Source organism: Larkinella punicea (assembly GCF_003334855.1).
Classification (GTDB): Bacteria; Bacteroidota; Bacteroidia; order Cytophagales; family Spirosomataceae; genus Larkinella; species Larkinella punicea.
This window is the reverse complement of the sequence record NZ_QOWE01000008.1, coordinates 175,859-201,625: the sequence shown is the minus strand read 5'-3', so window position 1 is coordinate 201,625 and position 25,767 is coordinate 175,859. Positions and strand designations below refer to the sequence as shown.

Here is a 25,767-nt window from a genome sequence, read left to right as displayed (position 1 = left end):
AGGAATCAATGTGTTTTGATGATTTTCTCCGGTTGTTGCAGCCCTGAAGGGATTTGAACCCGACGGGACGCCAGCCACGGAATGAAAGAACCGGCCAGGACGACCCCGGAAATAACCGCCGTGATGCCAGCCCCCTGCGTGGTCAGGAAACTCAGTCCGAACAGCATGACGGCGGTGAAAACCAGCGATACGGCAATCACCCGCAAGCCAAAGCGGTTTTGTTTCTTCACTTCAATTGCTTCTTCTTCACTGACGGCTTCGGCCGCATCGATCCGTTTTTGTTTATCGGCTGCGCGATACGTCAGGTACTCATCAGCTACCTTTTCGCGGGATCTCGCCCAGAGTTCATAGGCCAATAGAAGCAGTAGAGGTAAGCCGACGCCAATAATCGTTTCGGCTCCGCGTGTCAGTTTGAAATCCAGCATCCAGGGCGAAACCGCTTTGAAAAACAGGTTGACGGTCAGGCCAATACCGGTTACCCAGAGCGTCGCTTTTCCGGTCAGGCGTTTGGAAAACAGCGCCCAGAGGGGAGGAGCCAGCAGCGGACCACCCGAAATGGACGAAATGCTCAGGACCACTTCCACAATGCCGCCAGCCGCCGGAACCATCAGCGCAATGATGATCATGCCGACGCCGAAAAACCACGATGAGCCGCGAGCCACCCGCATCAGTTGTTTGTCCGACGCTTTCGGATTAATCAACCCTTTGTAAATGTCATTGGTGAAAACCGCCGAAACCACGTTCAACGCCGTGTTGGCACTGGCTGAGGTTGAAAAGTACATGCCGGTCAGCATCAGTCCCAAAAGACCCGGCGGCAACACGAGCTTGCAGATCATCAGGTAGGCGTTTTCGGTATCCAGACCGGTCAGCGAAGGGTTAATGGCTTTGTAGATCATCGGCGGTAACATCCAGATCACCGGGCTGACGAGGTACAATCCCGCAAACAGAAACGCCACTTTCCGGGCCGATTTCGGACTGTCGACGCTGGTGTAGCGTTGCACGAACGTCCAATTGCCGCCGATGTAGCAGATGTGGTAAATCACGAAAGCCGCCACGAATCCGAAGGTGTATTCACCGTTCAGAAGGTTGAAAAAATCGTCCGGAACCGCGTTCGTAAAACCGTCAAAACCGCCGACTTTGTCGAGCGAAAGCGGCAGCAGAATGAACACGGCGGCTGACAAAACCACAAACTGCAGAATGTCGGTCACCATCACCGCCCAGAGTCCGCCGACGGCGGTGTAAGCGATCATGAAAATTCCCAATCCGATGGTGCAGGGAACGAGCGGCAGGTTCAGCGACGAACTGACCAGCTTGGCCACCGGATACAGCACCGATCCTTTGATGAAAACCGATACAAGGGTGAAGATGAAAATGTATACTTTCTGGACCGTCAGCCCCAGTCGTTCACGGATGAACTCGGCGGCTGTCAGGGCACCGGCGGCTTTCCAGCGGGGCGCGAGGTACAAACCGGTGATCAAAGCCCCGATGCACATGGTCCACTGAATGGTGATGGCCACCCAGCCGTGTTTGTAGGCGATGGAACCCCAGGCCACGAACGTTCCGGCGGAGAAAAAGCTCATGAACAGCGACAGGCCACCAATGAACCACGGCACGGCTTCTCCACCCGCAAAGAAGGATTTCAGGTTGCGCCCCGTTCGGGCAAACAGCATCCCGATGCCCAGCACAAAAGCCGAGAAAACAAGGATGACGGCGGTATCAATGGTTGTATTCAAGATTTTCTATATTTGTATGTAAAAATATTAACTGTGTATTATCCGAGTTATTCATTCCGGCAAAGCCTGAAGACCACTGAATTTTTCTTTGAAAGTGTTGGTCCCAAAGGCGTAATTCAAAAACTGGTTTCGATCACTCCAACGGGTGTTGAACACACTTACAATCTTGCTTTGGCCGATTTTGATCCTCTTACCCAGTCGTTTGACGATCGTATCATCAGTGATAATGGTGATGCTACCAAAATTCTGGCGACGATCTTTCAAATTGTCAATGGACATCTTAAACAATTTCCGGAACGATGGATTGTTTTTTCCGGAAACTCGACGGCTCGTAACCGACTTTATCGAATGGCAATCAATCATAGTTTTCAAGAACTTTCTGAATTGTTTTCATTGTTTGGCTATCATGATGATGAATGGGAGACTTTTCAATCAAATCGCCAATACGAGTTTTTTTTGGTCCAGAAGAAATAATCGTTAATTTCACTTAAAAGGCATTCCATGAAAACGAAAGGTCAATCTATTGATGATCAGGTAGAACCGGTTATTAACAGAATCAGAAAAGATGGAAAACCGCTCTTCGCTGAAAAGTTAGAACGAGTCAATGCGGTACTCAAAAAATCGGGGCTTCCCAAGTTACCCCCAAAAGAATAGAGTCTCGACATCGCTTCGTTCTGCTTATTATTTCTTGTTCTCAATCGTCACCACTTCCAGCCCAAAAGGCGGCAGCTTTTTCGACACGGTTTTCTGACTTCCCGCCGTGAATTGGAAATCGGAAGGCTGGGCGCTGTTGTTCAGCAAAACCACAAATACCTTATTCTCTGCTTTGGCCAGAATGTAATCCACTGACGGATTGTTAATTTTCACCAGTGTTTCGTCGATCAATAGGCTGGCCTTCTCACCATTCACCATTCCCGGCGCAAAACCGTAGGTCTGGTGCGGTCCCACTTTAGGCGTTACAAAACCGCGCGGGAACACCACTTTGCCCCCCGAACGGAGTTCCGCTTCGGCCAGTAAATAATCCGTTAGCCAGCCCACCTGCCACCAGGCGTGATGCGGATACGGCCCCGCGCCCCGGTTCATGGCCTGCCAGTAATAGGAAGCGACACTCGTTTTAGGATCGACAAACGCATCACGGCCAATGGCTGCGGCCCGCGCCATGTCGGCAAAAATCGGTTCTTTCGTCAGTCCATACATCCGGATGAACATCCCGGCGTGGCTGGCGAGTTGAATCGGGCCGAGCCGGGTGGCCGAGCCGAAAATGCCGCCGTGTTCAAAACTCAAACCCGCCTGACTGATTTCCCAATCTTCTTTTTGCGCGCCATTCACGGTTTTTAGTTTGTGGCTGGCAATCGGGTGCGTATAAATCGAGGTGGTATACAACTTGGCCGACGTGATGGCGGCTGCTTTGTACCGCTCGTCCTTCGTCAGATCATACAAATCCAGAAAGGCCTGCGCCGACTGGCCGGTGGCAAAATCCGGTGCGTAGCGGGCATCCCCGCAAACGCCCAGAAAATTCCCGGTTTCGACGGCATTTTTGATCAGCCAATCGGCTCCTTTCCGGGCCGCAGCGAGGTATTTGGGGTCTTTCAGGATGCGGTGGGCGACAATCATGCCGTAAAAAGTCGGTCGAACGTCCTGCACATCCTTGAAAATTTCCTGTTCCGTTTTCTTGTCGTAGGCCACGGCCCAACTGCCATCCGGTTTTTGCCAGGTCAGCAAGCGCTCGGCACCAAACCGCAACCGCTCCTTCAACTCCTGATCTTCCGGTTCGAACAGCAGCATGTTCCCAATGTCCAGCAAGGTGTAATACGTCAGCGCAATCGGTTCGACCACCGCGCCCCATTCTTCGACAAACTTCTTCGATTTGGCCAGATAATACTGTCCCTCAACGGCTCCCTTGAAAAAACCGTTGTTGGTTTCCTGTTGCACCAGCTTAAAGTTTTCGGCGTAGGGCAACACATTTTTCGTCAGCAACGAGTCGCCGGTGGCGGTTGCCAGCATCCACATCGCGCCGTAATCGGAGTTTTTCATGGCGTCTTTGTTCGAGCCAACGACGCCCCCCAGATACGACTGCGCGCCGATTTTCTTGCCTTCAAATTCCTCCACATTCCAGAGCGACGTTTTCGGGTCGGTCAAATAATTGTGCATTTTCTGGATGCGGTCGGTCAGCGATTGCTTGCTCTGCCGCAACGCCAGCGATTCTTTAAACTGATAAATATCGTACACCGTATGGTTCAGCGCCTTGAACCAGTCGCCGTCGGTCAGGCTGTAGCGGAACGTGTAGCTGATGCTTTCGCCCGACTTCAAAGCGGATTTGGGTTCGCCCAAAACCGGGAAATAGAGCGTCGGCGAAAGCTGGGCCTTGCGGTTCATGTGCGACAGGCCGATGTTCCAGTCGATTTGCGTGATTTTGTCGTTCGCCCACGGATCGCGGGCCAAACCGGGTTCGGGAATCACCGAAAGTGTCAAGCCGTTTTTGGTGCTGATCATCGGACTGAGCGTGCTGGCGCAGCGTTCGCGGTAGACCACGGGCAGGCTCGGAATACCGTGTCCGTAGGCGTAGGCCAGCACAAAATTGGGCTGCATTGTATTGCCCTGAAAATACCCCGGCACCGTCGCCCACGCCAGCGTTTGTTCCGAAACCGTGGCAAGTGAAGGACTCGCCAGCGAAAAATAACCGCCTTTTTTAGCGACCAGCGTTTGCTTAACCACAATGTCCTGCGGGAATTTCGGGTCCAGACTCCATTCGGTGCTGATCGTAGCGGTTTCAGTTTCCTGCCGAAAGGTCAGGCTGTTTTTGCCGGCCTGTTTGCCTTCTTTCGGAAAAAAATGCGTGGCCTGTCCGGCGGTATTCAGCGAAACCGGGTTCGTGCTTTCTGCCCATTGTTTCGTCTGATAATGGTAGTGTTCACCCGGAAACTCTTCGCCCGTGATGGTTTTGAAGGTTTGCTGGGGCAGTTCCGACGGTTTTTCGGCGGCATACAACACCGTGTTTTCGCCGGACGCCTGGGCAAACATCTGCCATTGTTTCCCTTTCTGGGCGGCCACTTTCTGCAACCGCCAGCCCGCAGTCGTCGATTCCCACACCAACTGAACTTTTCCGTTCGACAGGCTGAGTTTCTTCGACGTCTGGGCAAAACCGGTCAGACTGACGAATCCAAGTACGATACTAAGGCTGTATTTCATGGTAATTAGTTAATCAGTTTATTGACCATTGACCATTGACCATCGTCAATCGACCATCGTCTATGGTCAATGGTCAACACCTCACTTCACTTTAAGAACGGCTTCTTTTTTAAACGCGCCCAATCCGTACGAAGCCCGCAGAACTTCATTTTTGCCGACCGAAACCGGGCTGCCCGCCAGATCGATCACCTGTTGGAAAGCCACGCCGTTCGTGCCCTGCTCATTCAGCGTAACCCGATTTTGATTGCCCTTCGCGTTGGTCAAAACAACCGACGCCTGTTCATTTTTCTGCGTATTCAGGTTGAGCGGTGCCGTCAACCGAACACCGACTTTCTGGCCCGGTTTAGCTTCCTGAATGCGGGTTGTGAAGGTCGCGTCATAGAACTCGACGTTTGTGACATCAGCGGCCAGATACGCCAGGCCGACGATCCAGGCGGTATTGAACGTGACCCAGCCTTCCGTGTGGCCGGGGTCGCCGGAATACGGATCATAGGGATAAACGCCTTCTTTCGGTGAGCCATCCAACACGCCCCGAACCGTCTGGAGCAGAGCGGCTCCGCCTTCCAGTTCCTTGAACCAGCCTAAATCCGCGCCTTTGAAATCGGTCAGGGCATCGTAGCAGAAATGCCGCCCGGTCGGGTTGCGACCGTAGACGTTGTCCATCTGCGCCGTTGCCAGTTCGCGCAATCGATTTTGTGTTTTTGAATCAGTCAAAACCGATGCAGCCGCCAGGGCCGGAGCCGGAAAACCGGCGATGTTACCGGGTTCGTTGAAACTCCCGGTCGGGTTGTAGGTGGGGTCGGAGGTGGCTTTGATGTCGGCAATCACCCATTTGTTGTCGGCATATTTGCGGTAATCCCACAGGTTATCCGACCGCGAAATCGTGACTTTCGCCCAGTCCTGAATTTTTTCGGACAGTCCTTTCGGCGCTTTTTTCGGATATGTTTTCAGGAAATACGCCAGGGCATCCATCGTGACATACTCGTTCATCCGCTGGCCTTTGGTGGAGGTTGGGTCCTGCCAGTCGAGGTTTTTAATCAGCCAGTCGGTTTGCTGGAAGGCGGCTTTGAAATACGCGTCGGCATCCTTCCGGCCTTCCCGTTTGGCAACTTCATAGAGCATCAGATTCGGCACAATCGAATGCCCCGGCGGAAACTGCCCCTTGCCGGTTCCAATCAGCGTGTAGGTCTGAAACAGGTTCGCCGAATGTTCGAGGTCGTACCAATGCCAGCGGTCTTTCTTCTCATCACCCCAGATTTTGAAGAGGTAATCGCGGGCTTCGACGTAGACTTTTTGCGGAATGTACGGACTCAGGTCGGGGTAGGCATAGACAAAATACGCCAGTTGTTCTTTCAGCAGCGTATGATTCACCTGACCCCGCAGATACACGTCGACCGCCCAGTAAATCAACCGGACAATCTCGGGCGTGTTCTCGGGCAGTTTTTCACGCACCCCCGTATAAATTCCCTCGACGGGCATCCGTTCGGTCGAAAACGCTTCGGGATTGGCGGAATACAGCGCGATCAGCGCCGGAAGTTCGAACGAAAACTGGTGGCTGTCGCGCCAGGCCACACCCAGCGACGGACAGTCCGCATTTTTGTCCGTCGGCGAATACCCATCTGAGTTGCCGTACCAGCAACGGTCGTCGATCATGAACGCCAGCGCGGGGCCATACGAAGCCTGTTCGATGACATAGGGTGCAATGTCGAACGGAAATGACGTGCCTTTTTTCTCGCCATCCACTACAATGGTATAGGGGCCGGCGTTTGTCGGTTGAAACGCCGTAAAATCGCCGATGTGCCCTTTGATGGTTCCGGAGAACGGTTTTTTGCCTTCTGAATCTACGACGGAAAACGCCGTGCCATCCACCGCCAGTGGTGCCGTAAACCGTTTAGGAGCTTTCAAATTATAGCCAATCTGATTCACAAAAACAGGCTGCGGATCATAGGAATAGACTTCAAATTCGGGGAAACCGGTGGCTTGTTTGGCGGAATACTCTACCCGGATTTGATCCGTCGTCACCGGCTCAAAAGCAATCAGCGCTTTGTCGGGCTGGGGATTGTTGAATACCTCTTTCCAGGCTCCGCCGGTCGAGACCCGAATCCGCACCTTGTCTTTCCCGCGAAACCCGCGCAGCAACACCCGGTCGATGGCATACGGTTTTCCCAGATTCACTTCAAAATGATTGACCGGAGCCGCCGGTGAGGTATACCAGACTGTCGCGTCGTTGCCATCGACCAGATGCTGAAACGGGTTGTCGGCAATCACCGGATACCCCGAAACCGCTTTTCCTTTGGCCAGATTGACCAACTGGGCATGGACTGCATCGCGATGGAAAAACAGCACCGCCGTCAGGGTGATCATGCGCAGGCAAACCGGGATGTTGGGGAACGTTGAAGGCATGTTGAAAAAGTATAAGGTTTGACGTTTAAGGTTTAACCAGTGAAAGGGGCACATCTCGAATTTAAAGACATGCATCAAACCTTAAACGTCAGACTTCAAACGACAAAAAGTTAAGGTTTGGCCGCCGTGGGTTCGTCCTTGATAATCGCCATGAATTCCGGCAGGTGTTCCTGATAGACCCCACGCGGTGTCGTGTTGTATTTTTTGGCAACATAAGCCGCAAAACCGACGACTTCGCCCATCATCCCGCAGGTCCGCATCACGCGGGTACTGCCAAACGCGACGTGCGTGGTGCTGATGTTCCGACCAGCCATGAACAGGTTCGTGATGTTTTTAGAATACAGACAGCGGTATGGAATCGTATACGGCGCGACTTTGATGTGTTTCGTTCCCGCAAAAAATTCCTGACCTTCAAAGTATTTGCTGTTTTTGGCGTCCGGGAAATGCAAATCGATCGTCCAGGTGGCGGTGACGGTGCCGTCCGGGTGTTGTTTGCCCTCCTGAATGTCCATCTGGGTCAGAATGTGGTCGCCCAGCAGCCGCCGGGATTCGCGCTTGCCGCCGATGTAGGCCACCCAAGCCAGTTCGCGCTTGCCGTACTTGGCTTTTTTGTTGTTCTTCAGATACGACCAGTTGCCGTAAACCGCCCGCAGGTTGTGATCGCGGATTTTTTCGGCATCAGTAATGGTGTTGAGGTTCCCGAAACCGGTTTCCCACTGCCAGTCGGCCCGGGCTTCGTCGATGTGGTATTCATCCGAAAAGGGGAGCGCCCAGGGCGTTTCGGGAAACGAAGAAGCCGTATCCCGCTCCAGCGACGCCCACAAATTCGAGGTGCCGAGCGTAAAATTGTCGGCTTTTTCGGCCGCCAGTGACTCCCCGGTTTCAGCTTTGCTTTCCCGGCCAAACCGGTAGTCGGCTCCAGCCAGATAGCCCAGCGTGCCATCGCCGGTGCAGTCGGAAAAGTACGTTCCTGTAAACCGGACTTCCTTGTTGGTGGCGATGTCGCGCCCGATCACGGCGGCTACAGTGTTGCCTTTTTTCTCGATTTTATAAACGTGGGTATTCAGGTACAAGGTGATGTTTCGTTCCGCCTTGATGATGTCCGTTTTCCGCGCATCGCCGTATTCCAGCCCATCGGGATGTCCGTTTCCCGGATCGCCATTGTCCATTTCCCGGACAATCCGGCCCAGTTTGGGATAATGGTTTTTATCGACATCGCCCCGCAAATGCACCCGAACTTCAGAACTGTTGTTGCCGCCCAAAACCGGACGATCCTGAATCAGTGCCACCTTCAATCCCATCCGCGACGCCGAAATGGCCGCGCAGGTTCCGGCAATGCCACCGCCCACGACGACTAAATCGAAATTTCCGGCTTCGGTGGGTTTGCCGGTCAGGTTCAGTAATTTATTCCGAAAAGCGGTCAGCTCTTCCGGTTTGTCAGACGGCGTAAACTTGGGGGCATTGGTGAACAGAATGGCGTCGCAGCGTCCGTTGAAACCGGTCAGGTCGTGGATTGCCAGTTTTACCTGATCGCTTTTGACATCAATTTCGCCACCGGAATACCATTTCCAGGCATCCGAGCCACTTTCGCCAAAGACGGTTTTCAGCGGTTTTCCATCCACGACGACCTGAAATTTTCCCGGCCCTTTCGGGAACGGTGCCCAGTCTTTGGTGCGAACCCAAATCTGGTATTTGCCTTTTTTGGGGAAATTGACGTTTGTCACGGCATCCTTCACGGGCCGACCCATACCGTGGGCCATGAGGTAGGAGGAGCCCATGACAACAAATGACTGCTGGTCGATGACCCAGCCGCCTTTGTTGTCAAACGATTCCGTTTCAACGAAGACATGGTCCTGCGCAACGAGTTGCAGGGAGGCCAGGAGGAAGATAAAGGTTCGGAAAAGGGTTTTCATAAGGTTATTGGTTGTGTTTGCTTGAAGCCCCTCAATCCCCTAAAAGGAACGTGGACACAGCATCCTCCGGATGCAAAAAGTCCCCTTTAGGGGATTGAGGGGCGTTTTGTTTTATAGGCAGTCATCTTTGCAAGAACATCCCGGTTTTTGGGATGAAAAGCCGTCAGGACGCGGTAAATTTCGGTTGCATAATCGGGATTCGGATTTGTCAAATGAGCGGCCAGATTTTGCATCGCTTTTTCCGGCAATTTCGGTTGGTCGGCCAGCAATTTCAACAGCAAAGCAAACTGCTCGGAATTGGTTTTGACCAAATCCTTCGCCGTCATTTCGGCCAATGGCGCGCGGAACGGGATTTTGGTCAGTTTTTTCAGAATTACGAGCTGCAAAGGATAAGGTGCCGTTCGATACGTTTCCCACAACCAAACCTGTCGGCTCGGGTCGAAAAAATACGGATCACCGATCTTCTGCAACGCAAATCGCGCCGTGAACACGTTCTTCCCGCGAATGATCTTCAGAACATCCGTGCTGAACGGTTCAGCCAGCTTTCCGGTTTTGTCGATCACCCGCTCCATTGCCCAATACTGGTAAAAATGGTTGGTGCCGGTCAGAAACCGGTGGAGCAACGGCTCACTTTTGTAGCTTTCCGTAATTTTCAGCATTTCATCGACCACCGAACCGTGGGCGATGTGCCAGAGGGTATAACAGGTATAAACCGCCCCGTCGATCACCTCATTCTTCACGGTTTTCAGGGTAGCCCCGGCTTTCGCATCCACCGAGTCGGCCAGGTTTTCGGTGCCTTTGCCAACCAGATCCTCCATCGCAATGTCTTTGAGCAGCGAATTCGGACGGCTCAGAATGTCCTGCAACTTGTCGTAGTCCTCCTGTTTGAATTCCCGGTGGTCCATTTTGGTTAACACCTCGCCGGGTGGAAAATCGAATCGGGTGTAGTTGCCCAGCAAATCCCAGTAAAAATTGATATACACCGGTTTGCACTCGCCCGTGAGGCAAACCGGTGTGAAAATATTCCGGAAGAAATACGACGGCTGGTCGTTTTCGTCCAATGCCAGTTTGAGCGTGTAGGTCGTGGTGTCGTTTTCGGTGATGGTAAATTCCCGGACGTTTTCCAGCTTCGTTTCCGCAGCCGCAGCCACTTCCGAAAACCGAAAAAGCGGCAGAAAGACTACCAATAGTGAAAATAAACCACGTAGTTGGTTCATGTAGGGTCGTTTAAAGGGTATGATGAGGCTGTTTAGACGTACACCATTTCTTCGCTTGTTGCCCCCAACCCCCTAAAGGGGGCTTAAACATCCAGATGGTGGAAGCCCCCTTTAGGGGGTTGGGGGCAACAAGCGTAAAACCGATCCACTATTTCCAATCCGGATTTTGCTCCAGTTTCGGATTGGCGTTCAGTTCATCCTGCGGAATCGGGAAGTATTTGTTCTTCGCCGTGACGTTCCGGACGGGATACACCGGGTTGACTGCTTTCGGAATTACCGTCAGGAATTTACCGGTGCGGGTGAGGTCATACCAGCGGTCGCCTTCGGCAAAAAACTCCCACGCCCGTTCCTGCAAAACCGCTTCGATGAATGCATCTTTGCTCAAACCTGTCGCCAGATCTGCCAGACCCGCGCGTTTCCGAACGGTGTTGATGTAGCCGTAGGCAGCCGGTGTTGCGCCGTTCAAACGGGCTTCGGCTTCGGCGGCAATCAGATACATATCAGCCAGGCGGAAGATGGGAATGTTCGGAATCAAGCCCTGTGTAGAAACCGGGTCCTGGTATTTCTTGATCAGAACGCCTTCGGTCGTGATCGGCGTAATGCTTCGTTGCGGAACGGTTTTGCCGGTTTTATCCACGTATGTCGTGTCCAATAACTGCCGACGTTTGTCCTGTGTCGAAAAAGATTTGTAAAAAGACATATAGGCGAACATTGACCCGAACGTCGTCCGGCCATATTCCGGTCCACCACTGGCGGCCGGGCCACACAGACCCACCAACTGGTGTGACCGGCCCGGCGAGATCGGATCGACTTCGTAGGCCCACATGTTTTCGATGCGGGCAGCATCTTCCTGATCGTATTTGTAGACATTGCGCACATCCGGCATCAGGGAATATTTTCCTGACGTAATCACGGCCTGCGCTTTTTCGAGGGCTTTGGCCCACTCTTCATTATACAGAGCCGCTTTGGCGTAAAGTGCGTTGACCACTTCCTTGGCCGGGCGACCTTTATCTACGGCCGGATAGGAGGGCAAACCGGCGGCAAAAGCCTGGTCCAGATCGGCATAGATTTGTTTGTAAACCTCCGCTTTCGGGCTTTTTCCTACCACCGCATCGGCTTCCGAATAACTGGGCGTGGTTTTGATAGGCACATCACCGAAGTTTTTGGTCAGCATCCAGTGGTAGAATGCCCGCAGGAAATAAGCCTCGCCAATGATCTGCTTTTTGCGGGTTTCGTCCATCACCGCATCCGGAACCTTGGCAATGATCCAGTTGGCTTTTTCAATCCCGTCGTAACCCGACGCCCAGATTTGCTGGGGTGATTCGTTGGTCCGGGAGTTACTTTTCTGGGTGGTGTAATTGACGTCGTAGGTGAAGAGGGTCAGGGTGTTCCGACCCACCACACCCCGTGGATAGGTCTGGTCGTCGCTGAAATCCGCAATCAGGGTTCCGGCCGGGCCGCTGTACATATCCGCAAAGGGATCGTATGCCGCAATAAGACCCTTTTCGGCGTCGGCAGCGGTTTTGTAAAACGCTTCGGTATAGATGGACGAGTAAATCGTTTCGTCCAGTTCGCAGCCCGTCAAACAGAGGGCGGCTAGTATCGGGATGATTATTTTTTTCATAGTTTGATTTGTGGGTTTATTGCCCCTAAATCCCCTAAAGGGGACTTTAGATACGGAGTTCTGTGTCCAAGTCCCCTTTAGGGGATTTAGGGGCAACGATTAAAACGTGACCTGTAAACCACCAAGGAACGACTTGGCTTGTGGATACACCAGGTTGTCGATGCCAATGGCGGTGTTTGAACCGGCGTAGGTATTCACTTCCGGATCGAAACCGCTGTAGTTGGTGAGCGTAAACAGGTTGTTGGCGCTCACATACACCCGGATCTGCTGAATTCCCTTGATGCGGGGCACGGTATAGCCGAGCGTCAAGTTTTTGCAGCGCAGGTACGAACCATCTTCAATCACTTGGCTGGTGACCGGCAAACGACCCGCCTGAGCACCACTTACGTACGTATTGCTCGGGTTGGTGGCCGACCAGCGGTTGGCCAGACCCGCAAATTGATTCCGTTGTCCCAGCGGCATCTCGAACGAAAGACGGGCCGCGTTGTAGATGTCATTGCCTTGTGAACCCGACAGGAACATGCTCAAATCAAAGCCTTTGAAGGAGGCATTGGTAGAAAAACCGTAGATAAAATCCGGGTTCGGATTGCCGGTAATCATCTGATCGGCGGCCGAAATAGCACCGTCACCGTTGATGTCCTTCACTTTCAGCCCACCCAGTCGCCCGTCGTAGCCTGGCAAAATGGTTTCACCGGTCTGGTTGATGCCGTCATACACGTAGGTTTTGAAAAGGCCGAGGGGCTGACCGACTTTCAAGACGGAATAGGCCGTAATGAACCGTTCCTGCGTGGTGCCACCGTCCAGATCCACCACCTTGTTGCGGTTGAACGTCATGTTACCGGATACACTCCATTTCAGCGGGCCGTCCAGAATCCGGGCGTTCACCGCGAACTCCAATCCTTTGTTTTCGAGCGAAGCGAAGTTGCCGGTAATCGTGCTGTAGCCTGAACTCAACGGCAGGGCTTTCACATACAGCAAATCTTTCGTGGTTTTCTGGTACGCATCGACGATGAAGCTGATCCGGTTGTTGAGCAGGCTGATGTCGAGGCCAATGTCGGCCTGGGCCGAACGTTCCCAACGCAAATCGGGGTTGGCAATACCCGAGGGGTTGATGCCGGTGACGAAAAGGTGATTCAGGTTGTAGTCACTGCCGGAAGCCGACACTGTCGCCAGCGATTGGTAGGGGTTGATCCCGGCGGCATTCCCGGTAATCCCGTAGCTACCCCGCAGTTTCAGATCCGAAAGCCAGGAAAGGTTTTTGGCAAACGGTTCCTCGATGAGCCGCCAGGCTGCCGAAACCGCCGGAAACAAACCATATTTGTGGTTGGCGCCAAACTTGCTCGATCCATCGACCCGCGCCGTCAAATCCAGAAAGAACTTGTCCTTGTAGCCATAATTGACCCGGGCGAGGTAGGAATCCAGGCGCTGACGGTCCCGGCTGCTCGTTACGGTGCGGTTCAGGGCCAGTTGAAGAGCGTCGTTCTGGGTGGCATCGTTCGGAAAACCGTTGGCGTTGATCTGGTTGGAGTTATACTGTTCCGATTGCGACGCAATCACCGCCGTAGCTTTAAAGGTGTGGTTGGTGGCGAAACTCGTACTGTACGTCAGAATACTTTCGTGCAGCAGTGCCAGACCGTTGCCGTTGACTTTAAACCCGGAGCCGGAATTGTCGTTCAGGTCCGACCGGTTGACAATGGAGCGGGGGGTGTAGCCGTCGCGCAAATTGCTTTGAATATCAGCGTTGAAAGAAGCCCGGTAGTTCAGGCCTTTCAGGATGTTGAAATCGGCGTAGAAGTTAACGAGCGTCCGCTTGATGGCGTTCCGGTTCAGGACGCTGGCGAAGTTAAGCGGATTAGTCACTTCCCGGTATTGCCCACCGGCCTGCTCGCCAAACGGAAACAACGTGCCGTCGGTCCGGTAAGGCACCAGCGTTGGCGGAGCGCCAATGGCTGCACCCAGAATGGATGCCGTTACGACAGCCGCGTCGCCGATGGTTTGTGAACCCGTCGTGATGCCGGAGTTGATGGCGTAACTGCCTAAGATACTGGTGCCAATCTTGACGCGGTCGCTCACTTTGTGATCCACATTCAGCCGGTACGAATACCGCTTGAAAGCCGAGTTAATGATAATCCCGTCCTGATCGAAGTAATTGGCCGAGAGAGCCAACTGCGTTTTTTCCGTCCCCCCGTTGATCGACAACTGGTGGTTCTGAATGGGTGCTTCGCGGAAAATCAGGTTCTGCCAGTTGGTGCCTTCACCGAGCGTAGAAGGATTCGGGTAGAAATTGTTCTTGAATACCTCGTTTTCCAGTTGTGCAAATTGTGACGCATTCAAAACCGGTAAGGTTTTATTCACTTTCTGAACACCGTAATAGCTGTCGACGGTAACCCGGGTGGCCCCGGTTTTTCCGCGTTTGGTCGTGATCAGCACGACGCCATTGGCCGCGCGTGAACCGTAAATTGCCGACGCCGAGGCATCTTTCAGGATTTCCACCGACTCGATGTCGTTCGGGTTGATGGTCGAAAGTGGGCTGACGTCGTTGATGCCGCCACTGTTGGAAATCTGAATACCGTCGACGACATACAGCGGTTCGGAGTTGCCGTTGATCGAGTTCGTTCCCCGAATCCGGACGCTGATGTTACCGCCCGGCGCGCCGGTATTCTGGTTGACCTGAACCCCGGCCACCCGCGATTGCAAACCCTGCGCGACGTTGGCCACCGGCGTCTGCACCAGATCGGCGGCTTTTACCGACGCAATCGCCCCGGTGGTTTCCACTTTACGCTGGGTACCGTACCCAACGACGACGACCTCGCTCAGCGCCCGGTCGTCCGACTCAAGTGATATGTCGATCGTGGTGCGGTTTCCGACTTTCACTTCCTGCGAAGCGTAGCCGATATAAGAAAACGTAAGCGTGGCCGATTCGGCAGCCCCATCCGGCAGGGTCAGCGAATACTGGCCATTGACATCGGTGGTGGTACCTTGTTGGGTACCTTTCAAAATGACGTTGACACCCGGCAACGCTTCCGTACCGGAGGTGACCCGACCGCGGATGGCGGCACCACGGCCAGCCTGAGCAAAAGATGAGAAAGAGAGGGGCAGCAAGAGGAGACAGAGTAGTCCGCTTGCCAGCCAGTTAGGTTTAAGAGGCCGCATACGTAAATCTGGACATTGTCCTTATGGTTAAAGGTTGGTATTGAAAATTTACAATTTAAGAAAAAGGGCCAGCCAGTTTAGTTTGAGAAGACGGTTTGACCGTTGAATAAGTCTTTTACCGGGTTAAAACCAACTAAATCTGGTTTTTTTGCTTTTCCTGATTGATATTACGACTGAATAGTAATTTTGAAAAGAAAAAATTGAATTATATTTTTGGGAACATTCCCAAAATCATGGGAATGTTCCCAAAAAGAAGGCGCAATTATCGGGAATCATGTTGTATTATTGCCCTGAAAAGGCTATATTTATTTGAATAGTACTATTTATGAAGAGTCATCAGATTACCATTATCGATATTGCCAATACGCTCAACCTGTCGAAGTCGACGGTTTCGCGGGCGCTGACGGGGCATCCGAACGTGAAAGTAAAAACGCGGGAGCGGGTGCTGGAACTGGCGGCCGAACTCGATTACCAGCGCAACCAACTGGCGATTTCATTGCTGACCAACCGGACGCAGACCATCGGCATCATGGTACCGGAGTTCCTGAGTTCTTTTTTTCCAAAGGTGATCATTGGGGCGCAGGATGTCCTGGCCAAAGCGGGCTACAACGTCGTGATTTGCCACTCGAACGAGTCGTACGAAACGGAGATTGTCAACACCAAGTTGCTGTTAGCCAGTCGGGTAGACGGAATTCTGGTGTCGCACACGAAGGAGACGCGGAATTTCGAGCACTTTAAGATATTCGACCGGAAAGGGATTCCGGTGGTGTTTTTCAACCGGATTGTCGATGAGATGAGTGTGTCGAAAGTGGCCGTCGATGACTATGAAGGCGCTTACCAGGCCGTCGAACACCTGATCAAAACCGGCAAACGGCGGATTGCCCACCTTTCCGGGCCGGATTCGTTGCAAAACAGCCGCTCCCGCCTGAACGGCTACCGGGATGCCCTGACGAACCACCAGATTCCTATCGATCCGGCGCTGATTATTTCTTACGACCTGACGCTCGACAAAGCCAACATTTATGTCAACCATTTGCTGAATCTGCCCCAGCCGCCCGACGCCCTGTTTGCGATCAATGACCCCACGGCCATCGAAGCGTTGAAAGTCATTAAAAGCCGGGGGCTGCGCATTCCGGAAGACATTGCCATCGTCGGTTTCAGCGACGACCCGATTTCGGCCCTCATCGAACCCGGCTTGACGACGGTTTCTCAACCGGTCGATGAAATTGGCCGGGAAGCGGCCCGTCTGTTGCTCAATCAGTTGGCCGCCGACGACGAACGTCCGGAACCGGAGCTGGTGGTTTTGCCAACGCGACTGATTATTCGTGGCTCAACGGTAACCGGCGAAAACCCGACCGGATTTGCCGATCAGACCAGTTTGCCTTCTTTCTGAAATTCCAGCCGGATGCCTTCCACCACATCGGCGGTTGCCAGAACGTCGGTTTTCCGGCTTAGCGCGCGGAGGGCGCAAAACTGGATGATGTTGAGAATGGCCGCGCCCGAAAGTTCGTACCGACCGGCCAGTTGCTCCATCGGAAGCTCGGGGGCCAGCCGGGCGGAGGGCGGCAGGCATTTCTGCCACAGCAGCAAGCGTTCGGCTGCGTTGGGGAGTGGAAAATGAATCATGGCCTGAAACCGCCGGGCAAAAGCCGGATCGATGTTGCTCTTCAAATTGGACGCCAGAATGACCAGACCGTCGAATTCTTCGATTTTCTGCAACAGAAACGCCACTTCCTGATTGGCATACCGGTCGTGGGCATCGCGGGTTTCGGTGCGTTTGCCAAAGAGAGCGTCGGCTTCGTCGAAGAACAGAATCCAGTTTTTGGCGTGGGCTTTATCGAACAGATTAGCCAGGTTCTTCTCCGTTTCGCCGATATATTTGGAAACCACCAGTGATAAATCCACGCGGTAGACGTCTCGGTTGGTGTATTTGCCGAGTAAGGTGGCCGTCAGGGTTTTGCCCGTACCGGGCGGGCCGTAAAACAGGACGCGATAACCGGGTTTCAGCCTTTGCCCCATCTTCCAGTCCGTTCGCAGCGTGTCGTAATGCTGAATCCAGTGTTCGATGTCGCGAATCTGGGTGAAGGTTGGCACGGGCAGCACGAGATCTGTCCATTCCATGTCGGTACGGATGCGCTGCGCCGGGAAATTCATACTCAGGGCCGGAGCCGACACCCGCCCGGTGGTAAACAATTCTACATAGTCAGGATCGAGAATGAGCCGACCGCTCAGGCGCGGTTCGCCGGTTTTGACGTCTTCGAGGGACAGAATTCGTTCGCGGGCGAAAAAATGGTCGGGGCTGAATAAGTCGTACAGTGCCAGTCGTTTTTCCAGGTCATTCCCTGCCAGCACGAACAGGGCGGTTTCGCCGGTGGGCAAAAGTCCCCGGTGGTTGGAGCCGCGCACCCCGCCGAATTCCGGAAAATCCCCGCCATCGGGCAGGTGTTCGCGGATGATGGCATCGAAAAAACCGGGTTGGAGGTGGGGAGCGAGGGCGAGGAGGAGAAAAAGCAATTCTAATTCATTAAGCCCGCTTTGGGCTAAAAAGTGGGTAAAAAAAGTACTTTCTTCATAATCTAAATCCGGAAGTAAGGGAATTGCTGCGCCAGACTTTGACGCCAGATCCAGACGCCAGCCAATTCGGATGCGAAGATAATCGACGGTTTTGATGAGATTATGGTTCATTGGGTCCTCTGAAAGAAATTCCTACGACTTCAGTGTATTGGGTGCCGCCACTGCCTCGTCTGATGTTATATTCGGAAGATGTGATCCGATAATTTCCCGCTGACTGATTCCAGGACAAACGGATGGCTTGAGCAACTGAATTTCCTTGGTTATTTGTCCAGTGTTCGGCTAAAGAGGGTGTATGATCCGCTGAAGCTTTACCGATCGGAATGACAGCTTTCCCGTTAAATGTTTCCATATATCCTTCTCTTCGTTCGTCTGACAAGGGGGCATCACTTAAGAATTTAGTAGGTTGGGTGGGATGAAGTAGCGCGGGTAATTTGCTTCTTACAATGGCGCTTCGGCTGCTGGAGGAGTCATTGTAAAAGTTGGGTCTGATGGCGGCTGACCCACGATGGGGCATTTTTAACACGAAACCGGCACCCGAGCCAGCTGGCATGACATAACTGGAGCCGTGGGTAAATGCTGTGCGCTGCCATTGCGTACCTTCGCCGGAATAGCTCAATGTATTGCCACCCCCGTCGGGTTTATCTGTCAGGAAGGAAACAGGTTGAAGTTGACCAGTAGCGGCAATTCTTCGAAGAACGCTTGCTTGGTTGCTCACCCGTTCAAAACCATTCATTTGCAAATTTTTGATCCATGAGCCAATGGGAACCAAAGTGGTAGGAGTTGTGGATGCGTTTGCTCCGGCACCTGGGACTTGCGCCTGGGTGTTTTGCTGAGTAGGAGGGCTGGCAGCGGCACGAACAGCCCAAACCCCTTGGTCGGTAGGTATTACTTCCAGTAAACTTAGCTGATAGCGCACCTTTAAAGCCGCCAGTAGCGGCATCAATACTACGCTGGTGACTGGTCGGCCAGCAAAACGATTAACAATTGGAATCGCAGTTGCCAACGCACTATTAACGCGTTCAGCAGGGGTGCCGCCCGTAACACGCCCCACCAGCCGCCGTCCCTGCGCCACGACCCAATCCACGACGCGGTCCAAAGCCCGGTCGACCGGTTGACGGATGCGGGCGATGGTGTTCCGGATCGTGTTAGAAATACCGCCCAGCCCCAGCAGCCGCGCCAGAAAGCTGATCATGACCGGCACCATTCGCCCCATCGTGGTTTCCACCCGGTTGGCGGCTGCGACAATGTTACCGGCGGCAATGGCAGCCATCGAATCGACGTACGACTCCACCACGGCGGCAATCTGGTTGATGCGTTCAACGAAAAACATCACCGTGTTGTAGGTCGCCATAATGGCCTGAATCACCGCCCCGGCCGGGTTCAGCATGGAGGCAATGCGGATAATGGCCTGACCAATCACTGTTTGCCGAACCCAGGCGATGACCCCGTCAAGCACCATGTTGCGCAGGTTGCCGAGGTATTCCACAATCTTTTGCCAGGCCGCTGCCGGTCCCTGGGTGATCAGAATCCGCAGGAAATCAAACACCTGCTCCATCCGGCTGACGAATTGCTCACTCGTCGCCCGCACCAGTTTGGCACGGATGTTCTGGTAGGTAAGCCCCAGAATCTGCAAGACCAGTGATAAAATGCCATGTAAATCAAAGGTTTGTGGAAGCGTGAGTCCGGCTCCTTCCAGCGCGCCCAGCAGCCAGCCCACCAGGCCGCGCTGAAGGTGGGTAAGGGCATTTTGCATGAACTGCCGGAATCCCTGCACCCCCGCCCGCACCAGATTGCCGACAAACCGCACCGGATCGCGGATGATGATCAGGAACGTGGCCCGCGCCCGTTTCAGAATGGCCAGTACCCGCGCTCCCCCCGCACCCATGACGGCTTCGAAAATAAACTCCAGCATTTGCAGCAGGGCGGCTCCCGCAAAACCGGCGATGTCGGCAGCCAGACCGAAAAACAGACCGGCAATCCGGCTGATGGTTTCCAGCGGATGCAGCACGGCTTCGGGCGTGAGCGCATTCCAGACGGCGGTAAAAATTCCCTTGATGCGCTCCCAGGTCAGGTTTCGGCGGGTGGTTTCTACATTGAACCAGGTAAAAGCTCGTTGCAAGGCGCCTGATTGCTGCATCTGCCGGAACCGCTCGTCGCCGTTTTCCATCAGACTCATAAAACCGCCCACGAGGTTGGTCGGGCTGCGTTCCACCACCTCATCGGTGAACGGATCTTTGCCAATAATGACCGTCAGCAGCGTAAAACCGCGCATTTGCCGGGCCCGCGTGCTCAGTGGCCGAACAATCGTTTCTTTGATAAACACGACAACCTGACTGATCACCCGTCTGACAAAGGCCGTGATCCGGTCAAAGGGTGGCGCAAACACCCGGCGGATGATGTCCAGATTGCCGCTGATACCGAGGGTAATGCCCATGTCGTCCCAGGCCTGGCTGAACAGACCCCGGATGTAGGCATACGAAATGCCGAGCGTGGCCACCTGCGTATCGATCCAGTCGGCCATCCGGCCAACGATGCCTTCCGTGCGAAGTTTGTTGAAGAGCAATACCCCGATGGGGCCGCCCAGCGTCAGAAATCCTTCGATCAGGTTGGTTGTCGAGCGGGGAACTTCGCGCTGGAGCACCGGATTGTAACCAGCCAGAACCGTCAGGAGACGCCAGCCGGGCAAGTTGGCCAGCCAGCCGTCGATGGTGCCGGCCACATCAAGTCCGAACAGCCGCTGAACCGCAGGCATTGCCGATGAAATCAGCGGTTTTCGCTGAATGGCTGCACCCTGCTGTACAACGTGGGTAAGCTCGTGTGCCAGCAAATGTTGCCCAGAACGCGTGCCGGGACTGTATTTTCCTTCGTTGAAATAAACGTGATTCTGGTAGGCAAAGGCTTGTGCACCAATGGACTGGCTCATCTGAACGGCGGGTGCGTCGGTATGCACGCGAACGCCCGAAAAGTCGGCACCGAAGCGGGGTTCCATAAACTGCCGGGTGTCGGCACTCAGCGGTTGTCCGCCCGACTGGCTGGCCGAAAGCTGCGATTCGAAACCGCTATTGACAGCCGGAGTTGCGGAGTCGCCTTTTTTTTGGATTTTCTTTTTGTCTTCCTCCTCGGTTTTCAACTGAATCACCGGCGTATCGGTATCCGCTTCCTTTCGCCGAACTTCTTTCTTTTCTTTTTCGTCGGATTTCGGTTGGAGTAACCCGGAAGCGGGGAAAAACGGGCGGGCGGAGGGATTGGGAGCAGGCATCCGCATCACGCGGTCGGCAGTGGCATCGGCTTCGCGTTCGAACCGGTCGTCGGCCCGGCCCACCGTCAGTTTAGTCTGTACGGGCGCTTTGAAAAACGGTTCCGGCTGACTCCGCGATGGTGTGCCGGTTTTGGCAAAAAAAGGCTGAGACGTCGTCGCGTGATTCGAAGACGAGCTGGTCGTTTTCGGCTGAACGAGGGGCTGGTGTTGGCGCGTCGCTTTCATGATTCCCAGTTGACCGTCAGTTGTTTTTTCATCCACGGGAGCAAAACCGTGCCGACACCCCAACCAACCGGCAAACGATTCAGAAGAATATCCTGCGCCTTCGATTCAACCGTCAACTCCCAAAGCCCATTCGGCAGGAGCGTCAGTTTTCCATCCCGTTGCAGAAAACCTTCCCGAAAACCGTCGGGTGACGTATTTTTCAAAACCGCCCAATGCCCAATGGCCGCATTCAGCAAGCCGATGCCTTCTTCCTGTTCGGCATCGGTCAAGCTAATTTTTCCGGAAACGGGCGAATTCCAGGGTATTTCGCAGAGTACTTTAGGCAACAACAGGTCATATTCGGCCGCTGTGGGTTCGCCGGTTGCCAGAAAATGAAGCATGGTCAGGGCTCTTTCCTGACTTTCCGTATTGCTGAAAACCGCATCCTGCGTCCAGCCACAGGCTTCGAAACAAAACCGCAGGAACGGATGCAACAGCACGACGCCCGCATTTCGGACGTAAAAAACCGCATCAACGGGAACTTCGGTCGGTGATTCCCGGCGGTTTTCGATCTGATTATCTGAAGAAGCCTTTTTGGACTTGCTTTTCTCTTTTCCAGCATCGTTTTCGGACACCTGATCCCCTGGATTCGCGCTGTTCGGTTGGGAAATGCGCGACTTGAGATCCGGTTGTTGAAACGCAGGAAGGAGGAGTTCAAGAGCCGGGTTGAAGGCCGGGTCGGACGGCTGGATGTCGGCCCAGCGGTTTTCGATCGCTGGTAAAACCGCTTCCGGGTCCTGAACGGTTTTTTCGGTCAAGGCCGTCAGCAGCGCCCGATAGTGACTCGCCGGGAGCCTTTCGCGCCAAGCCTGCAAATGCTTCAACAACCGCAGACTCACGGATTCCTGACCGGAACCCAATGCCCGGAAAACCGCACTCAGCACGTTCTCCGAAAACTGGTTTACCAACCGAAACCGGGTTGCGGGATGAACCAAAACCGCCCGTAGCGTTTCTTTTTGCGGGGTGTTTAGGCTCGACAGGGCGGATCGAATCTCCTGTTCAAAGGCCGGATTTGATTCGGGCCAGAGCGTAGTGGGTGGGAGCAACCCAGTCTCCAGAAAATAGAGGAACGTTTCAAAGACCACCTCGCCGGTTTTTCGAACGGCGGTTTTTGGGTGGTGAAAACGAGCTTCCGGGATCAGGTCAGCCAATTGCCGTCGGAGCAAATCCGGCAAGTTCCGGGTAATCTGTTCCTCAAAACCGACTGCCGACAGCACACCCAAATCCACCTCAACCCGTTCCAGTTCGATCCATTCATCTGCTGAATCGAAGGCCGACAGCACCGCATCGAGGGTGGTTAACAGGTCCGTTTGCTGGAGGATTCGACTCGCCCGTTCCTGCACAGCCCAGCTATCCGTCTGCTCGCGAAGGTGCAACCGGACGGTTTGGCGCTGGATGATATGGGAAACCGGAACAGACACAGGTCGAAACGAAAAGGTTATCTACGGAACGCGACCGTTTTGATGTCACAAACGGGTTTGTCTCTGGCAAAAATCTGCAAATTCATTTGTTGGCCCAGCAGCCTCAGCCGGGCAAATTTAAACCGGGTTTTGTTGCCCCCTTCCTGGGAAGAGGATAGGGGGGTGATCGCCGGTTGATCATCGATTCGCCACTGATACACAACCCCATCCGGTGGAGTCATAATAACAATCTCGAACGAAATGGAGATGTTCGTTACGGGCGTCTGGATGTTTTCAATGGCAAACGTTTCCGGTAGAACGAAGAATTTGACCCCTTCGGCCCGATTGCCCACCGTGTACAGAACGGTGTGCAGCCCTTCGACATTGGGGATGAACGAACCCGTTCGGGTGCTGATTTCCAGGGTATCGGAAGTAAATTTGCCCCCTGCAGGTTTACCCGTAACTTTCAGTTTAATGTCTTTGCTAAAACAGACGAATTCCTCGGCTTTGAGTTCAATCGGTTCTGGCGGAGTCGGTTCAAAAATGACGCGGTTTGTGACTGGTTCGGTGGTTTCGCAGCGTCCATTGGTCGCTGTCAGCGTGACGACAAATTCCCCGGAACCGTCTTCTTTCAGCAAAAACTTGTGATTGACCCGGCCTTCCCCACTTCCGTTCACCGCTATTTTTTCCGGTTCCAAACCGTCGCCAAAGTCAAAGGTCAGGATTTTGGCGTCGGTGTAGCGGTAGACAAATACGACCTCGTTCTCAGCCAATTTGTCCGAATCGAAACCGACGGTGGGAAGGGCCAGTACCCGCACCTCAACGAAAACCGGCACCCGGTTAAGAACGGTGTACGTCAGTTTGTGCGTACCCACCTCCGTTGGATTGAAGAAGAAAGTCCCGTCTTCTTTCGTGACCAGCGGGCTGTCGAACGAGCCGGTATCGGGCGAGACGTCGATTTTCTCTTTTGACGAATTCAGACAGAACGAGTCCCGCATTTCGACGGTTGGGGGCGGTTCGGGCAGGACGAACTGCATGCCGTTGCCGGAGCCGCAGCAGCGGTAGGGCAGGTAAAAATCAGCCACCACGATGGACTCACCACCTTTCCGCAACCGGCGGTCTTTTCGGGCCATCACCGGATCTTTATAAACCATCACAAACGTTCCGCCCGGCGGTACGCCCGCGCCGTGTTCCAGTCCCGGATGTTGGAGTAAAAACGGCCCGAATGTCAGGTTGGCTTCAAAAGCGGCTTTGCGTTTTTCGTACGCATCCTTTAATTTTTGCAGCAAGGGCAGTTTGGCCAGAATACACATGGCTGCTCGCTGCCCTGCGAATCGACTTACAATGAGTTGATAATTGGACCACCTAACCCGGAAGATGGCCGGAGTCATTGGGAGAGCGAGGTCAAATGGCGGGATTCTGCCGTCCACTTCGGGGACGTGGCAAAGAATCTGCGCTTGAAGATCTTCGAAATCAGCCGTCAGATCGGCAAAGTCGAACGGCTGATCCTGCGTGATCAACAACTGGTCGGCATCCAGCCGCAGGGCCAGCACCTCGAACGCCAGGTTGTGGATGCGTCGCTGGGATAAAATCTCATTCAGCGTGGTCAAAACCCCCGCGCCAACAAACCCTTCGATGCGGTAAAACGGGTAGGTTTCGAGGGCGTAGGCAAACGGATTCTGGATTTCAGGCAGTGCTGGCTGGGGGCGGTGATAGGAGTGGATGAACCCGGTCCGGCAATGTTTGTGCTGCTCGTAACTCCAGAACGCCCGCATGGCCGGCTGGTAATAAAACGGCATCGCCCGCTGATCGATTGGCGACTTCCGGTAAGGATCGGGCGTGATTTTCAGGGAGATAAGCGTCGTGACGGTGCCACGGCCTGTGATGGAAAACCGGTCGAAACGGGTTTCGGGAACATCGAAAAGCTCGATCATTTTCAGGATTCGCTGATACAGCCAGAAGGCTTTCCGGCGAGAATCGGCTGCGGGGGCAACAGCCTGCGACCGGATCCATTCGTGCCGGAATTGCGGTTGGCACAGACCCGGTTCGGTGACCAGTTCGCCAGCCAGCAAATGCTTCGGAAACGAGTTGTTCAGGGGCATACAGGCAACCAGCCAGTGGCAAGTCGCTTCGCGAAACGCCGTGTAGGCGTCGTGTAAATCCTTCAGCCAGTCGTAGACATACTGGCTGTTGTAATTGGCACTGACCTTGCGTGTCAGTTCCAGCAAGGTGTTCGCCGGAGCGGTCATGGGTGTGAGGTTGGCCGGATCAACCGCCCGGATCAGTTCATACGCATCGCGCAAACCGTCCGCGAGCCGAACGGCGGTTCTGCGCAGAAACACCTGAAACCGTTGCAGCGATGGCGTATAAGGCCGGTCGTCGAGCCGCACACGCGTCATGGTCAAAACCGGTAGCCGGGTGCAGGCAGCGGCCGCCTGACGGAGACCGGTCGAAATCAGCGCGTTGGCGTCGGACTTCCGAACGAGCATCACCCGAAGCTGATTCAAAAACACTTTTCCCTTCGCATCACAGGCTACACCGGTGCATTTGTCGTCAACTTTCGCTTCGCTTTCCAGGTACAAAACAACCACTTTGTCCGACAAATCAAGGTCCGTCAGGGGCAGGATCGTTTGCGTATCGTCCGTGTAATTCGCCGGAAAGATTTCCCAGAGGTTCAAATCCGAATTGTCGTCAAAGGGCTTGTAATCCGGGTGGTCGATCAGGACGTAATCGACCGCCTTGGTGTAAATCGTCGTTTCCAGGCTCAGCAAATCGCCGTCGGTGGTGACGCCATAACCCGCCGAAACCGTGATGGTGTTGTCCGGATTCAGGCTGGGTTTCAGTCCGCACACCACGCCAACGCCCAGCAACCGGGTTCGGGTCAATTGTTCCTGATTGAGCAAAAAGCCAAACAACAGGTTTAGCTGTTCGGCAGTCAGAATGGAATCCGGCCGAAAAATGGTCAGTCCATACTTGCTGAAATCGAAGTGTTGGGTGCCCGTTGCCGGATATACTTCGTCAAAATAAGGATTCGCCAT

The 25,767-nt window shown here is 53.9% G+C and carries 14 protein-coding genes; 3 read left to right on the top strand and 11 right to left on the bottom strand.

Going from position 1 to position 25,767, the window contains the following annotated elements; genetic code table 11:
- Nucleotides 1–5: 5 nt before the first annotated feature.
- Nucleotides 6–1,733, bottom strand: coding sequence for a sodium:solute symporter family protein (locus tag DUE52_RS11615; RefSeq protein WP_114406180.1), 1,728 nt, complete (start codon nt 1,731–1,733; stop codon nt 6–8).
- Nucleotides 1,734–1,766: 33 nt separating this feature from the next.
- On the opposite strand from DUE52_RS11615, the gene DUE52_RS11610 reads away from it, so the two are divergent.
- On the top strand, nt 1,767–2,207 hold the full coding sequence (locus tag DUE52_RS11610; protein WP_114406179.1) for a DUF6934 family protein: 441 nt from the start codon (nt 1,767–1,769) through the stop codon (nt 2,205–2,207).
- Between the two features lie 27 nt (nt 2,208–2,234).
- Nucleotides 2,235–2,387 carry a hypothetical protein gene (locus DUE52_RS32395; RefSeq protein ID WP_165840919.1) on the top strand — a complete coding sequence of 51 codons (153 nt, stop codon included), beginning with the start codon at nt 2,235–2,237 and terminating at the stop codon, nt 2,385–2,387.
- A gap of 27 nt (nt 2,388–2,414) precedes the next feature.
- On the opposite strand, the gene DUE52_RS11605 is transcribed toward DUE52_RS32395, so the two are convergent.
- The 6 genes from DUE52_RS11605 to DUE52_RS11580 form a co-directional block, all read right to left on the bottom strand.
- Nucleotides 2,415–4,922 (bottom strand): glycoside hydrolase family protein, encoded by a 2,508-nt coding sequence (locus DUE52_RS11605; protein WP_114406178.1) that lies wholly within the window; start codon nt 4,920–4,922, stop codon nt 2,415–2,417.
- A gap of 81 nt (nt 4,923–5,003) precedes the next feature.
- Nucleotides 5,004–7,325, bottom strand: a complete 2,322-nt coding sequence (locus DUE52_RS11600) for a discoidin domain-containing protein (protein ID WP_165840918.1) — start codon at nt 7,323–7,325, stop codon at nt 5,004–5,006.
- 110 nt (nt 7,326–7,435) lie between these two features.
- The gene (locus DUE52_RS11595) at nt 7,436–9,238 is read right to left on the bottom strand and encodes an FAD-dependent oxidoreductase (protein ID WP_114406176.1); all 1,803 of its coding nucleotides are present in this window, start codon (nt 9,236–9,238) and stop codon (nt 7,436–7,438) included.
- 86 nt (nt 9,239–9,324) lie between these two features.
- Entirely contained in the window at nt 9,325–10,455 is a 1,131-nt protein-coding gene (locus tag DUE52_RS11590) for a hypothetical protein (protein WP_133299824.1), read from the bottom strand.
- A gap of 148 nt (nt 10,456–10,603) precedes the next feature.
- Nucleotides 10,604–12,079 (bottom strand): RagB/SusD family nutrient uptake outer membrane protein, encoded by a 1,476-nt coding sequence (locus DUE52_RS11585; RefSeq protein WP_114406174.1) that lies wholly within the window; start codon nt 12,077–12,079, stop codon nt 10,604–10,606.
- A gap of 99 nt (nt 12,080–12,178) precedes the next feature.
- Complete coding sequence (locus DUE52_RS11580) at nt 12,179–15,232, bottom strand: SusC/RagA family TonB-linked outer membrane protein (protein WP_114406173.1); 3,054 nt, start codon at nt 15,230–15,232, stop codon at nt 12,179–12,181.
- 325 nt (nt 15,233–15,557) lie between these two features.
- Between DUE52_RS11580 and DUE52_RS11575 the strand changes: the two genes are divergently transcribed.
- Entirely contained in the window at nt 15,558–16,625 is a 1,068-nt protein-coding gene (locus DUE52_RS11575; RefSeq protein ID WP_114406172.1) for a LacI family DNA-binding transcriptional regulator, read from the top strand.
- Here DUE52_RS11575 and DUE52_RS11570 read toward each other — a convergent pair.
- Genes DUE52_RS11570 through DUE52_RS11555 form a run of 4 tightly spaced genes read right to left on the bottom strand, consistent with a single transcriptional unit; the run spans nt 16,601 to nt 25,767 of the window.
- Complete coding sequence (locus DUE52_RS11570; RefSeq protein WP_114406171.1) at nt 16,601–17,917, bottom strand: ATP-binding protein; 1,317 nt, start codon at nt 17,915–17,917, stop codon at nt 16,601–16,603. The genes DUE52_RS11575 and DUE52_RS11570 overlap by 25 nt on opposite strands.
- Nucleotides 17,907–21,290, bottom strand: coding sequence for an eCIS core domain-containing protein (locus DUE52_RS11565; protein ID WP_114406170.1), 3,384 nt, complete (start codon nt 21,288–21,290; stop codon nt 17,907–17,909). The genes DUE52_RS11570 and DUE52_RS11565 overlap by 11 nt, the downstream gene beginning before the upstream one ends.
- Nucleotides 21,287–22,750 carry a contractile injection system tape measure protein gene (locus tag DUE52_RS11560; RefSeq protein WP_133299823.1) on the bottom strand — a complete coding sequence of 488 codons (1,464 nt, stop codon included), beginning with the start codon at nt 22,748–22,750 and terminating at the stop codon, nt 21,287–21,289. Before DUE52_RS11560 ends, DUE52_RS11565 begins: the two co-directional genes overlap by 4 nt.
- Before the next feature lie 17 nt (nt 22,751–22,767).
- Nucleotides 22,768–25,767: a PKD domain-containing protein gene (locus tag DUE52_RS11555; RefSeq protein ID WP_114406168.1), complete on the bottom strand. Its 3,000-nt coding sequence runs from the start codon at nt 25,765–25,767 to the stop codon at nt 22,768–22,770.

What these genes read in the sequence shown, in the direction of transcription:
- DUE52_RS32395 (WP_165840919.1), top strand. Translation starts at nt 2,235, where the DNA reads ATGAAAACGAAAGGTCAATCTATTGATGATCAGGTAGAACCGGTTATT.
- DUE52_RS11605 (WP_114406178.1), bottom strand. Translation starts at nt 4,922, where the DNA reads ATGAAATACAGCCTTAGTATCGTACTTGGATTCGTCAGTCTGACCGGT.
- DUE52_RS11600 (WP_165840918.1), bottom strand. Translation starts at nt 7,325, where the DNA reads ATGCCTTCAACGTTCCCCAACATCCCGGTTTGCCTGCGCATGATCACC.
- DUE52_RS11595 (WP_114406176.1), bottom strand. Translation starts at nt 9,238, where the DNA reads ATGAAAACCCTTTTCCGAACCTTTATCTTCCTCCTGGCCTCCCTGCAA.
- DUE52_RS11590 (WP_133299824.1), bottom strand. Translation starts at nt 10,455, where the DNA reads ATGAACCAACTACGTGGTTTATTTTCACTATTGGTAGTCTTTCTGCCG.
- DUE52_RS11585 (WP_114406174.1), bottom strand. Translation starts at nt 12,079, where the DNA reads ATGAAAAAAATAATCATCCCGATACTAGCCGCCCTCTGTTTGACGGGC.
- DUE52_RS11580 (WP_114406173.1), bottom strand. Translation starts at nt 15,232, where the DNA reads ATGCGGCCTCTTAAACCTAACTGGCTGGCAAGCGGACTACTCTGTCTC.
- DUE52_RS11575 (WP_114406172.1), top strand. Translation starts at nt 15,558, where the DNA reads ATGAAGAGTCATCAGATTACCATTATCGATATTGCCAATACGCTCAAC.
- DUE52_RS11570 (WP_114406171.1), bottom strand. Translation starts at nt 17,917, where the DNA reads ATGAACCATAATCTCATCAAAACCGTCGATTATCTTCGCATCCGAATT.
- DUE52_RS11565 (WP_114406170.1), bottom strand. Translation starts at nt 21,290, where the DNA reads ATGAAAGCGACGCGCCAACACCAGCCCCTCGTTCAGCCGAAAACGACC.
- DUE52_RS11555 (WP_114406168.1), bottom strand. Translation starts at nt 25,767, where the DNA reads ATGGCGAATCCTTATTTTGACGAAGTATATCCGGCAACGGGCACCCAA.